The sequence below is a fragment of the Gammaproteobacteria bacterium genome (genome assembly GCA_036381015.1).
Taxonomy (GTDB): Bacteria; Pseudomonadota; Gammaproteobacteria; order Steroidobacterales; family Rariloculaceae; genus ZC4RG20.
Window position 1 is genome coordinate 244,128 of the sequence record DASVDR010000008.1, and the last position, 13,197, is coordinate 257,324.

8 protein-coding genes are annotated in these 13,197 nt (G+C 71.3%); 4 read left to right on the forward strand and 4 right to left on the reverse strand.

Annotated features, from left to right (window positions below; all coding sequences use genetic code 11):
• Positions 1 to 72: 72 nt before the first annotated feature.
• Together VF329_03015 and VF329_03020 are read left to right on the forward strand one after the other, a co-directional pair.
• On the forward strand, positions 73 to 5,631 hold the full coding sequence (locus tag VF329_03015) for an Hpt domain-containing protein (protein ID HEX7079969.1): 5,559 nt from the start codon (positions 73 to 75) through the stop codon (positions 5,629 to 5,631).
• 5 nt (positions 5,632 to 5,636) lie between these two features.
• Positions 5,637 to 6,125 carry a chemotaxis protein CheW gene (locus VF329_03020; GenBank protein HEX7079970.1) on the forward strand — a complete coding sequence of 163 codons (489 nt, stop codon included), beginning with the start codon at positions 5,637 to 5,639 and terminating at the stop codon, positions 6,123 to 6,125.
• Positions 6,126 to 6,386: 261 nt separating this feature from the next.
• On the opposite strand, the gene VF329_03025 is transcribed toward VF329_03020, so the two are convergent.
• Positions 6,387 to 7,127: a 16S rRNA (uracil(1498)-N(3))-methyltransferase gene (locus VF329_03025; protein HEX7079971.1), complete on the reverse strand. Its 741-nt coding sequence runs from the start codon at positions 7,125 to 7,127 to the stop codon at positions 6,387 to 6,389.
• A gap of 109 nt (positions 7,128 to 7,236) precedes the next feature.
• Between VF329_03025 and ampD the strand changes: the two genes are divergently transcribed.
• Both ampD and ampE read left to right on the forward strand, forming a co-directional pair.
• A complete protein-coding gene (gene ampD, locus VF329_03030) occupies positions 7,237 to 7,788 on the forward strand; it encodes a 1,6-anhydro-N-acetylmuramyl-L-alanine amidase AmpD (protein HEX7079972.1) in 552 nt (183 codons plus the stop codon).
• 7 nt (positions 7,789 to 7,795) lie between these two features.
• Complete coding sequence (ampE, locus tag VF329_03035; protein HEX7079973.1) at positions 7,796 to 8,686, forward strand: regulatory signaling modulator protein AmpE; 891 nt, start codon at positions 7,796 to 7,798, stop codon at positions 8,684 to 8,686.
• 18 nt (positions 8,687 to 8,704) lie between these two features.
• Here ampE and VF329_03040 read toward each other — a convergent pair whose 3' ends face one another.
• From VF329_03040 to pdxH, 3 genes are all read right to left on the reverse strand, one after another.
• Complete coding sequence (locus tag VF329_03040) at positions 8,705 to 9,259, reverse strand: cob(I)yrinic acid a,c-diamide adenosyltransferase (protein ID HEX7079974.1); 555 nt, start codon at positions 9,257 to 9,259, stop codon at positions 8,705 to 8,707.
• Positions 9,260 to 9,844: 585 nt separating this feature from the next.
• Complete coding sequence (locus VF329_03045) at positions 9,845 to 12,511, reverse strand: amidohydrolase family protein (GenBank protein HEX7079975.1); 2,667 nt, start codon at positions 12,509 to 12,511, stop codon at positions 9,845 to 9,847.
• A 13-nt stretch (positions 12,512 to 12,524) separates the two neighbouring features.
• Entirely contained in the window at positions 12,525 to 13,178 is a 654-nt protein-coding gene (gene pdxH / locus VF329_03050; protein ID HEX7079976.1) for a pyridoxamine 5'-phosphate oxidase, read from the reverse strand.
• Between the last annotated feature and the right edge of the window lie 19 nt (positions 13,179 to 13,197).

Sequence of the window (13,197 nt, forward strand, 5' to 3'; positions counted from 1 at the left end):
CGCCGGCGCCGGGACCCGAGCCGCGCAGGCCGCCCGGACGGAACCGCGCAGACGATCCGGATGAGCGTATCGATGTCGACCGAAGCCGAGACGAACGATCTCGCGGCGCATTCGCTCGATCTCGTCAGCCGCGAAATCGGCAACACGCTCGAGACGGCGCGCCGCGAGCTCGAGGACTTCGCCGAGGGCAACGCTGCACGCGACGCGCTCGACCGTGCGGCCGACCTGCTGCATCTCGCGCAGGGCGCGCTGAAGATCATCGAGCTCAACGGCGCGGGCATGCTGGCCGAGGAGATGGAGCTCACGTGCCGGCACGTCCGTGCGTGCAAGGAGCAGCAGCAGGTCGACACGGGCCTCGAGGCGCTGACCCGTGCGATGGTGCAGCTGCCTGCGTACCTCGAGCGCGTGATGAGCGGCGGGCGCGACATCGCGCTCGTGCTGCTGCCGCTTCTGAACGAGCTGCGCCAGGCGCGCGGCGAGCCGAGCCTCTCGGAGGGCTCGCTGCTCCTCTTGAACGCCGGGCCGTTCGAGCGCCACCTCGCGTCGAAGCCGCAGGTCGCGGTCGACGCCGAGTCGAGCCGGCGGTTCCAGCTGACGGCGCGCCGGCTGCGCCCCGCGTTCCAGTCGGCGCTGCTGCAGTGGATCCGCGGCCACGAGGCGCCGCAGCACCTCGAGCGGCTGATTCAGATCAGCGGCGCGCTCGAGAAGGCCGCATCGACCGAGGCCGTGCGTCAGCTCTGGTTCGTGCTGACGGGCGTGCTCCGCGCGCTGCGCGGCGGCCAGCTCGAGCCGACCGTGAACGTGAAGCGTCTCGTCGGGCAGGCGGACCGGCAGCTCAAGCGCCTGATCGACGGCGGCGAGGCGGCCTGGGTCGAGTCGCCGCCGGTCGAGCTGCTGAACAGCCTCCTCTATTACGTCGCGCGGGCCGGCAGCGGCGACGAGCGGCTCGCGCAGATCCGCGAGCTGTACCGGCTCGACGAGGCGGTGCCGCCCGAGTCACAGCTCGCGGAGGCCCGCGAGAGCCTCGCCGGGCCGAGCGTCAAGCTGATGCGCACGGTCGCGAAGGCGATCAAAGAGGACCTGTCGTCCGTGAAGGACGCGCTCGACATCTTCGTGCGCACCGGCATGGAGGACGTCGAGCAGCTGAAGCCGCAGCTCGACATGCTGAAGAAAATCGGCGACACGCTTGGCGTGCTCGGGCTCGAGAAGGCGAGGGCGGAGATTCAGCGCGAGGCGCGAGAGCTGCACGCGCTCGTCGGCAGCCGCAAGATCGAGAGCCCGCTCGCGCTCGAGAAGATCGCGGCGACGCTGCTCGACGTCGAGGACGCGCTCGACCGCGAGCTGATCCGAGCGATCGTGCCGGGCGGCCACGACCCCGCGCCGAGCGAGAGCGAGGCCGAGGCGCAGTACCGCCACGTCACGCAGGCCGTGATCGGCGAATGCATCGTGAACCTCACGAAGGTCAAGGAAGCCGTCACGCAGCTCGTCGAGACGCCCGAGGACGGCCGCGTGCTCGAGCACGTGAAGCCGCAGCTCAGAGGCATCACCGCCGGCCTCCTGATGCTGAACAAGACCCGGGCCGTGAAGATCGTCGAGCGGATCGGCGCCGTGATCGCGACGCGGCTCGGCCCCGGCCGCAAGCCCCTGAAGCCCGAGTACCTCGAGCGGCTGGCGGATGCGGTCGTCGCCGTCGAGTACTACATGGAGACGATCAGCCGCGGGCGCAGCGACCCGTGGTACATGCTCGACAACGCGAGCCGCTGCCTCGATCTCCTCGAGGCGCTGCCGGCCGCGAAGCGGCCCGCGCCGGCACCGGTCGCCGCCGCGCCTCCGCCGAAGAAGGCGCAAAAGCCGCCGTCGGTGATGGAGGTCGACGAGGAGCGCTCCGATCCGGAGCTCCTCGAGCTCTTCATCGAGGAAGCGAAGGAGGAGATCGCGAGCATCGCGCGGTTCCTGCCGATCTGGGCCGAGCGGCCGGAAGACTCCGATGCGCTGATCTCGGTCCGCAGGTCGTTCCACACGCTGAAGGGCAGCGGCCGCATGGTCGGCGCGCAGATGATCGGCGAGTTCGCGTGGAGCATCGAGAACCTGCTGAACCGCGTGATCAACCAGACGCTCGAGCCGACCCCGGCGATGATCGCGTTCATCCAGGAAGCGGCCGACGTCTTCCCGCAGCTGATCGAGCAGCTCGAGGTCGGGATCCAGCCGCGTGCGGACGTTCAGCTCTTGATGAAGCGCGCGGAGGCGTTCGCGGCGGGCGACCCGGACGCGGCCCGCCTTTCCGGCGACGCGCTGCGGTTGCCCGCGCCGGACGAGGCCGACGCGCCGGCGGGCGCGGCGTCCGCCGCGGCCGGCGACGATCGTCGCGCCGCCGCGCCGGACATGGATCCGGTGCTCGTCGACATCTTCGTCAAGGAGACGCTGGGACATCTCGAGACGCTGCGGGCCTTCGTCGAGTCCGCCCGCCGCGGCGAGGCGCCGCACCCGGTCGACGAGCCGGTTTATCGTGCGTGCCACACGCTCCTCGGCAGCGCGAAGATGGCCGCGTTCGCGCCTGCGGTCGCGCTCGCGCAGCCGCTCTCCGAGCATCTCGGCCGGCTGTTCCAGGCGGGTCGCGGACTGGTCGACGACGGCATCGAGACGCTCGCCGCGGCCGCCGACGAGCTCGCGCGCATGACCGATGCGCTGTCGAGCGGCACGCCGTTCGCGCCCGATCCCGACGTCGTCGCGCGGCTCGAGCGCCTCGAGGATTCGGCGGCACCGGAGCAGCCGGCCGCTCCCGAGGAAGTCTCGTCGCCCGCGCTCGTGCCGAACTTCGATCCGGAGATCGCCGCGATCTTCATGGAGGAGGCGGCCGAGATCCTCGAGAACGCCGAGAGCGCGCTCGGCACGCTGCGGCGCGAGGGTGAAGGCTCGGCGTCGGTCGTCGAGCTGCAGCGCCTGCTGCACACGTTGAAGGGCGGCGCGCGGATGGCCGGCGTCACGCCGATGGGCGACCTGAGCCATGCGCTCGAGACGCTGCTCGCCGGCATGGCCGAGCGGCGCGTTGCGCCTTCGGCCGAAACGCTCGATCTGCTGCAGCAGTGCCTCGACACGTTGCATTCGATGCGGGATTGCATCGACGCCGGGCGCCCGCTGCCGGCCGCGAAAGAGCTCGTTGGCCGCATCGACGCGCTGTCCTCGCCGGGTGCCAAGCCCGCCGAGCCCCCGCCGGCCGCGCCGGCGCCTGCCGCCGCGGCCGACGCCGGTGCGGCGGCGCAGGACGGCGAAGCGGTCGCACGGCCCGGCGAAGAGCCTACGGTGCGCCAGCTCGCGCCCCCGCTCGACGCCGCCGCCGGCGGCGAAACGCGCGCCGACGCGGCGCCCGCAGCGGATCGGCCCGAGCTCGCCGCCGAGGCCGAAGCGCCAGCGGCGGCGCGCGACGGCGGTCCGGCGGAGGCCGCCACCGATGGCGCGGCACGCGCCGACACGGATACGTCCGCCGCCGACAAAGGTTTTCGCCGGACCGTGCCCGGCCTCGACGAGCTCGCGCGGCGGCTCACGAGGTTCAAGCGAAGCGCGGACACGAAGGCGCCGGCGAAGCCGCCCGAGCCCGAAGCGCCGGCGGCCGCCGAGCCGGCCGTCGATCCGGACGACGCGTCATTCGCCGCCGCCGCGACCGCCGACGCGCAGGGCGCGGCCGTAGCCGCGGACGCTCAGAGCGCCGTCGCGGCCGCCGACGCCGGCCCTGCCGCGGCCGAGCCCGCGGGCGCGGAGGAGGCCTCACCGTCGCGCGACGCGCCGCCGCGACCTGCACAGCCGGAGGGGCGCACCGCGGAGCGGGCCGAGACCGCCCGCGTCGACGCCGCGCTGCTCGACGCGCTGCTCAACAGCGCGGGCGAGATCAACATCTTCCAGTCGCGGCTGAGCCAGCAGCTCCATTCGATCGACTTCCACCTCGGCGAGCTCGGCCAGACCGTGACGCGGCTGCGCGAGCAGCTGCGCAAGCTCGAGGCCGAGACCGAGGCGCAGATCCTGTACCGCCACCAGGACGACCTGACCGCGGGCGGGCAAGGCTTCGACCCGCTCGAGCTCGACCGCTACTCGACGATCCAGCAGCTGTCGCGCGCGCTCGCCGAGACCGCGAACGACGTCGCGAGCATCAACGAGCTGCTGCAGGGACTCGCGAACGAGGCCGAGACGCTCCTGAGCCAGCAGGCGCGCGTGACGAGCGAGCTGCAGGAAGGACTGATGCAGACGCGGATGGTGCCGTTCCAGCGGCACTCGTCCAGGCTCGCGCGCATCGTCCGGCAGGCGGCATCGGACACGAACAAGCTCGCGGAGCTCGTCGTCCACGGCGGCGGCAGCGAGGTCGACCGTCAGGTCCTCGACACGATGCTCGCGCCGTTCGAGCACCTGCTGCGCAACGCGGTCGTGCACGGCATCGAGCCGCCGGCCGAGCGGCGCAACGCCGGCAAGCCCGAGACCGGGCGCGTGGAGCTGTCGCTGCGCAGGGAAGGCTCCGAGGTGCTGATCGAGGTTGCCGACGACGGCCGCGGGCTCGATCTCGACGCGATCCGCCGCAAGGCGATCGAGCAAGGGCTCATTTCCGACAAGCAGAAGATTTCCGATGACGAGGCTGTCGAGCTGATCCTGCGTCCCGGGTTCAGCACGGCGCACGAGCTGACGCAGGCCGCGGGCCGGGGCGTCGGCATGGACGTCGTCGACAACGAGATCAAGAAGCTCGGCGGGTCGATGCGGATCGAGTCCGTGCAGGGCCGCGGAACCCGCTTCTACATCCGTCTGCCGTACACGCTCGCGGTCACGCACGCGCTGATCGTCGACGCGGGCGAGGAGACCTTCGCGCTGCCGCTGCCGACGATCGAAGGCGTGACGCGCGTGCCGCGCGAGACGCTGCTCGACCTCCTGACGCACGACGAGCCGAAGCTCGAGTACGGCGGCGTGAGCTATCGGATCCAGCATCTCGGCAGCCTCGTCGGCGGCATGCCGTCCGCGCTGCCGGCTGAGGAGGGCGCGGTGTCGCTCGTGCTGGTCCGCGCAGGCGAGCACTCGACGGCGCTCCTGACGGACGCGCTCGAAGGCAGCCGCGAGATCGTCGTGAAGACGCTCGGGCCGCACCTCGGCAGCGTCGCGGGCGTCTCGGGGGCGACGATTCTCGGCGACGGCCGCGTGATCGTGATCCTCGACGTCGGCACGCTCGTGCGCGCGCAGCACGGTGCGGCGAAGGTGCCGGTGCATGCCGCGCCCGCGGCACGTCCGCCGACGGCGCTCGTCGTCGACGACTCGATCACGATGAGGCGCGTCACGCAGCGGCTGCTCGAGCGGCGAGGCGTGCGCGTGATCACGGCCCGCGACGGCCTCGACGCGATCACGGCGCTGCAGGAGCACGAGGCTCCCGACATCATCCTGCTCGACATCGAGATGCCGCGCATGGACGGCTATCAGTTCGCGTCGCACGTGAGGAACGACGAGAAGCTGAAGGACGTGCCGATCGTGATGATCACGTCGCGGTCGGGCGAGAAGCACCGCGCGAAGGCGATCGAGCTCGGCGTGAACGATTACTTGAGCAAGCCGTACCAGGAGGCGCAGCTGATCGCGTCGGTCGAGGCGTTGCTCGGGAGGACGTTGTGAGCGCGATGGCGGTCGAGCAGCGCGAGCTGTACAGCCTGCTGATCCCGCTTCGCGAGGAGCGCCTGCTCGTGCCGCGAATGTGCGTCGCGGAGGTCATCGCGTTCGTCGAGACGCAGGTGCCGGTCGGCGACGACGTGCCGGAGTGGTACCTCGGTACCGTCGACTGGAACGGCCGGGCGCTGCCGGTGATCTCGTTCGACGGCAGCCGCCCAGGCGATGCGTCGGCGAAAAAGCGCGGCCGCACGCGCGTCGTCGTGTTCCATGCCGTCACCGGCGCGCTGAAGGGCTACTACGGCATCCTGACGCAGGGCTTCCCGCAGCTCGTCCGCGTGAATCCGGACGTCCTGATGCTCGATACCGAGCGGCCGATCCCCGAAGGCCAGCCCGCGCTCTGCCGCGTGCGGATGATCCACGAGTTTCCGCTGATCCCGGACGTCGAGCGGCTCGAGGCGATGGTCGCGGACGTGCAGAAGCAGATGCGCGCAACGACTTAGGGTTGCCGTCCTCGCTGGCCTGTCATGCATTGTCCATGAACGTTCGGGGGACGGTGGTGGCCGGGCGTGGCGTGATATGCGCGTCCTGAGGACCGCCGTGAATACGTCCCTGTAGGCTTCGCGCGCGCCGTCCGTGGCGCGCACGATCCTCAGGACGCGCATATCACACCACGCCCTCGTTAGACGGCGTGCCGTTCATGAACAATGCATGACAGGCCGCAAGGCTCGAGCGCAGCCGGCTCTTTGGCCGCAGTGGTGTCTTTAGCGCAGGTCGCCCCAAAGGGCTTGGACGAGACCGGCCGCGACGATCGCGGCAGTCTCGGCGCGCAACGTGCGCGGACCGAGCCGCATCCGTGTCACGCCGTGACTCTCGATGCGCTCGAGGTCCGCTTCGCTGAAGCCGCCCTCGGGGCCGATCAGCAGGAACAGCTCACCGGCAGGCGGCTCGGTGCCGGACAGCGGCCGCGCGGCGCGCGGGTCGAGGACGATCCGCGTGCTGCCGGACGGCATCTGCTCGAGGCTCGCCGCGAGCGGCTGCACGGCCTTGATCTCCGGCGGCCGGTGCCGGCCGCACTGCTCGCACGCGCTCTGCGCGACGCGCCGCCAGTGCACGGCCCTGCGCTCGGCCCGTTCCGGATCGAGCCTGACGACGCTGAAGTCCGACGTGACCGGCCACAGCGCGCGCACGCCGAGCTCCGTCGCCTTCTGCACGACGAAATCCATCGCTTCGGTCTTCGGCAGCGCCTGCACCAGCGTCAGCGCGAGCTTCGACTCGGGCAGCGGCTCGACGAAGTCGAGCAGCGCGAGCTCGCCGTGCGCGCGCGCGAGCGACGCGATCGTCGCGAACCGTTCCTGGCCACGTCCGTTGAACGCGAGCACGCGATCGCCGCGCTTCAGCCGCAGCACGCTGCCCAGGTATTTCGTCTCGCGCTCGGTCAGCGGCGCTCGATCCTCGCCGAGATCGCATTCGACATACAGGCGCGTGATGCGACGGTCCGACATCGTTCTCGCTCGTCCGACGCCGCGGCTCGTGCACCGTCTCGGCCGGATTCGGCGGCGGTGTTGTATAGTGCGGCTCGATCCGCGGGCGGGTCCCGATCCTCAATGTAGCATGCCGATGATCATCGACAGCGGTTGGATACGCGGCGTGAGGAAAGTCCCTTCGCCGAACTGCGACGCCCGCCCGCCCGGCGCGTCGCTCGAGCTCATCGTCGTGCACGGCATCAGCCTGCCGCCGGGTTGCTTCGGCGGCCCATGGATCGACGATCTGTTCGTCAATCGGCTCGATCCGGACGCGCACCCGTACTTCGCATCGATCGCGGGCCTCGCGGTCTCGGCGCACGTGCTGATCGCGCGCGACGGTCGGCTGACGCAGTACGTCGGCTTCGAGCAGCGCGCGTGGCATGCCGGCGCTTCCGAGTATCGGGGCCGAGCACGCTGCAACGACTTTTCCGTCGGCATCGAGCTCGAAGGCGCCGACGACGTGCCTTACGAGCCCGCGCAGTACGAGGCCCTCGCGCACCTCGTCGGCGCGCTCCGCGCCGCATACCCGACGTTGCGCGACGCGCCGATCGTCGGGCATTGCGACATCGCCCCGGGACGCAAGACGGACCCCGGTCCCGCGTTCGACTGGGCACTCTGCCGGCGCATGTGCGCCGCGTGACCGCGCGATGAAGCTGATCGCGCTCCTGTTCGGCCTCGCGCTCGAGCACGTCGCGACGCGGCGGCTCAGGCTGCGCGAGCTGCGCTTCTTCGATCCGTACTTCGACTTCGCGCTCGCGCGTGTGCGGCGGCTCTCGACGGGCGCCGCCGCGGCCGTGCTCGCTGCGTTCCTGCTGCTCGCGACCGCGCCCGTGCTCTGGATCGACCGCGTGCTCGATCAGGCATTCGTGCGCTGGGACGTGCCGTATCTCGTGTTCGCCGTCCTCGTCGTCTTTCTGTGCCTCGGTCCGCGTGACCTCGGCAGCGAAGTCGACGACTACTGCGCGGCGCTCGATCGGGGCGACCAGGACGAGGCGCGGCGCGTGATGACGGAGCTCGCCGAGTCGCGGCACGCGATGCCGCGCGACGTCGACGCCGTCGAGGAGGCGATCTTCGTGCAGGCGACGAATCGCATCTTCGGCGTCGCGTTCTGGTTCGTCGTGCTGGGACCCGTCGGCGCGTGGCTTTTCCGGGTCAGCGATCTGCTGCGGCGCCGCGCCGCCTTCGAGTCCGCGCGCGACTACGGCGTCGCCCGAGCGGGGCTGCCGGCCGCGGAGGCGCTGCACGGCGTGCTCGCGTGGCTGCCCGCGAGGCTCGCCGCGCTGGGCTATGCGCTGGCCGGCAGCTTCGACGACGCGTGGAATCGCTGGCGCAGCGTCACGCCCGCGCCGGGCAAGCCGTTCCACGTCCACACGGAGCGCTTGTCCGCGCAGGTCGGCAAGGCGGCGATGACGGGCTTCCTCGAGCAGCCCGCGAACTCGAGCGCCGCGGCGCGCAACGCGCTGCGGCTCGTGATGCGCACGCTGTTCATCTGGGTCACCGTGATCGCGCTGATGACGATCTTCGGCTGGGCCGTGTGAGCGACGCTCGCGCGGCGCTCAACGGTTACGCTTCTTCTGCCAAAGCGTCTCGTCGATGCCGCTGTCGCGGGTCAGCCGGCGCGCGGCGACGAACAGGAGATCCGACAGGCGATTCAGGTAACGAGGCAGCTCCGGATTGAGTTCCGCCTGCTCGGCGAGCGCCCAGACGCTTCGCTCGGCCCGCCGTGCGATCGCGCGCGCGAGGAAGCACGCGGCGGCCGCACGCGTCCCGCCGGGCAGGACGAAATCCTCGAGCGGCGGCAACGCGGCGTTCATCGCGTCGAGGACCTGCTCGAGCCGCTCGACGTCCGCCGCGGTGATGCCGCGATACTCGGGCATCGCGAGCTCGCCGCCGATCTCGAAGAGGTCGTGCTGGATCGAGCGCAGCACGTCGCGGACGTCGGCCGCGATGCCCGCTTCGGCGAGCACGAGCGCGATCGCGCTGTTCGTCTCGTCCACGTCGCCTATCGCGTCGACGCGGCGGTCGTGCTTGCGCACGCGAACGCCGCCCGCGAGCCCGGTCGTGCCGTCGTCGCCGGTTCGGGTGTAGATCTTCGAGAGGCGGTGTCCCATGGCTCGTTCCGCGCGCGGGGCCGGAACGACGATCATAGCAACCGCCCGCGTGCTCGCGCTTTCCCGGGCCGAAAAAAAAAGAAAACCCGGCGGTGGGAGCGCCGGGTCAGAGACTTGTTGTTATCGGAGTTTACGGTTTCAAGTATGCGGCCTGGCTGTCGGTCATTCCCTTAATGGTCATGCCCCATTTTTTGTTCTCGTCGTTATTACAGCCTTTCTCTTCTTCTTGTTCTCGTTCTTCTTCTTGTCTCGGGACAAAATTTAACAGAACCCTTTGCTCTTAAGCATCGTTTTCTGTCGGTTTGCGCACTCACTGACCCTTGACGGGTCGGCCTGATATGAGCAAGAGACGTGCCATATCCGGAAATTATTCGTTTGCACAATCTGTTACGGCGATCGGATCCGGAGCCGGCGTGCCTTTGGACCCAGTCTTGTAAGGATCGCCGACGAAGCGGTTACTGCACGTAGTTCAACCCGATTTTCACGATCCGCCCGTAACCGGCTGTCACTACGCATTGCGCAAATTTCGAACCGGTCCGGACGTTCTACGCCGACCCCGGGACGCTCGTGTCGGTGGAAGTTTCCTCAACGCCCGGCCAGCTCGGCCTGGTCGAGCCATACGCCGCCCTTGACGACCGCGACGACGTTCAGCGCATCCGCGATGTTCGCGAGCGGGTTGCCGTCGACGACGACGAAGTCCGCGAGCTTCCCCGGCTCGAGCGTGCCGAGCTGCCGGTCGAGCCCGAGCGCGAGCGCGTTGCCGGCCGTCGCGATCCGCAGCACCTGATCGGGCGCGATGCCGGCGTCGGCCAAGAGCGCCATCTCGACGTGGACGCCGAGGCCGTACGGCACCGTTGGCGCGCCGGTGCCGACGGCGACGAGCCCGCCGGCGCGGATCAGCCGGAGCAGGTGCTGCTGCATCGCGCCGGCGGCGCCGGCCCGGAAGGGTCGCGACAGCCACGCCCGGCGCTCGGCGTCCGCGTAGAGGCGCTCGAAGACGGGATGCCGCACGAGCCGGTCGAGCACGCTCGACCCCGGCGATACGCCGTACGCGGCGCCGAGGCCCGAGACGAGCACCGTGCGCGACTCGATGATCGTGTTGAAGACGTCGTCGTACGCGAGCCCGAGCGGCGACGCTCGGACGGGCAGCGCCGTCGGCACGGGCAGCGCGAGCGGCGCGCCGACGAGCGCCGGGAAGACGGACGTGGCCGAGCGCAGGTTCGAATAGCCGTGCACCGGGATCGGATACGGCGCCGCCGCGCGCTGCGGCGCCTCTGCGCCGGTCGGATCCGCCGACGTCGCGGTCCCCGCGTCGCCGGACACGGGTCCGGCCGGCGAGACGACGAGCCGCGGGCCGAGCCGGCGTCCGCTCGCCCAGGATTCGGCGCGCTCGAGCGCCTCGGCCACGTCCGCGGCGTGCTCGCGGACCGTCGTCACGCCGTGCGCGAGCCACGCGCGGCCGAGGCGCTCGCCGAGCAGCGCCGAGCTCTCGGCATGCACGTCGATGAGGCCCGGGATGATCGTGCCGTCGCGCAGGTCGATCACGCGCTCGGGCAGCGGCAGCATGCCGCGCGCGACGATCGCCTTGATCCGCTGCCCTTCGATGTGCACGTCGACGTGCCGGACGTAGTCGGACCGGATCGAGTCGAACAGGCGGCCGACCTGGATCGCGTACGGCGCGTCCGGTCCGGCCGGGCGCCACTCGATCTCGGGGAGCGCGCGCGGCTCGTCTGCCGCGGCCGGCTCGTTCGCCGCGGCGGCGTCGGTTCCGCTCGGCCCGGCCATGGCTCCGGTCGCCGCGTCGTACGTGACGTGCCCCGCGTCGCCGCCGTCCGCCGCCCGAAGCTCGACCGAGATGCGGTCGTCGCCGTCCCAGCGGATGCTCGTCGCGCCGACGAGCCCCGTCGCGACGGTCCTGGCCGCGCCGCCCGCCGCGGGCAGCACGCGGAGCCGCGATGCGCCTCTCGGGTCGATGCCGTCCGTCTCGAGGAACGCGATCGTACGGCCGTCGGGCGACACGGCGGGCGCGTGGTCCCTGGCGGGGGTTCGCGTCAGCTGCGTGAGCACGCCGCCGGGCAGCGAGACCTTCCACAGGTCCATGTCGCCGCCGCGGTCGCTCGCGAAGACGGCGAGCTCGCCGTCGGGCGAGACGCTCGGATCGATGTCGACCCACGCGTCGTCCGTCAGCCGGCGCGGCGCACCGCGTCGCTCGACGAGCCACAGATCGCCGAGCGCGCCGACGACCTCGACGCGGCCGTCGCGCGAGACGCTGCGGCCCGCGTGGCCGCGCACCGGATGCGGTCCCGGCGCATCGAGCGGGATGTCGATCGCAGGCGGCACGCTCGCGTCGACCGCGACCGCGGCGAAGACGTGCACGGGGTCGCGGGACGCATGCGCTATCCCGCGCCGCCAGATGCGGCCGTCGGCGGCGTAGAAGTATTCGCCGGGGGAGAGCCACGCGACGCGCGACTCGAACACGTCCTCGGCGCGCGTCAGCGTCTTCACGACGGGCCTCGCCGACAGCACGAGCATCTTGAGCTCGCTGCTCGGCCCCGCGTCGTTCACGGCCGCGCGCTGCTCGTTGTAGACGATGACGCCGTCGCCCTCGCGCCAGCTCGGCGCGGTCAGCCGATTCGGGGACTCGAGCAGCTCGATCGCCGCGCCGCTCGGCAGCAGCGCGCGCAGCGACCAGCCGTCGGGGTCGCGGCGGACGTACGCGATCTCGTCGTGCTCGGACACGGTCGGGAACGACGCGTCGCCGGGCTCCGCCGTCAGCTGCGTCAGCACGCCGCTGTCGATCTCGACGCGCCACAGGCTGAACGTGCCCGTCCGGTTCGATGCGAACACGACGGAGCGGCCGTCACGCGTGAAGTCGGGCTCGCGCTCGTCGAATTCGGTCGCGAGGAGGGCGCGCCGCTCGCCCGTGTCGACGTCGAGCAGCCACAGGTCCCATTGGCCTCCGACGAGGCGCTGGTACACGACCTGCCGGCCGTCCGGCGCGACACGCGGGTGGCGCGCGGCCTCGTCGGCCGGCGTCAGCGGCTCGGCGCCGCCGCCGCTCGCGGGCACGCGCCACAGCCTACCGAGCAGGTCGATCACGAGCCACTCGCGGTCGGGGAAGATCGCGAGCGAGAAGTTCGTGCCCTGGCTGACGTTCGCGATGCGCTGCTCGGCGCGGGCCGCGCCCGGGCCGAGCACGCACGCGGCGAGCGCGACGCAGAGCGAGGCCGCGAGTCGGATTCGACGGGGCATCGGCGACGCGGATTTACGGCTGGAGTCGTTCGAAGCGCCACGGGCCGCCGCAGAGACGGCCGTCCGGGTCGCTCGACAGGTCGCGCGAATAGCGCAGGCGGGTATGGAAGCGTCCGCTGCCTTCGGTCCACAGCTCGACGCGGTCGCACCAGAGCCTGTAGCCGCCCCAGTGCGGCGGCCGCGGCACGCTGCGCGGCGGCGGCGCGTCCGTCGAGAAGTCGCCGCCGAGCTCGCGCGCCTTCGCGATCGCGCGCCGCTCGAGCTCGCTCGAGTCGGTCAGCAGGTCGCTCTGCGCGCTGATCCAGGCGTTCAGCTGGCTGCGGAACGGGCGGGTCGCGAAGTACGCGTCGCTTTCCTCCTCGGGGGATTTCACGACGCGCCCTTCGAGCCTGAGCTGGCGGCCGAGCTCCTCCCAGTAGAGGACGCCCGCGGCCCACGGAAACCGCTCGAGCTCGCGGCCCTTCCTCGAGCGGTAGTTCGTGTAGAACACGACGTAGCCGTGCTCCTCGGACACGCTCTTCAGGAGCACCATGCGCGCGGCGGGGCGGCCGTCGTCGCCGACGGTCGCGAGCGCCATCGCATTCGGGTTGCGGCGCGAGCCGGACGCCGCGTCGTCCAGCCAGCGCCGGACGAGCTCGAACGGCTCCGCAGGCTCGCGCTCCGACATCGGTGCCGCCCCGGCCGCT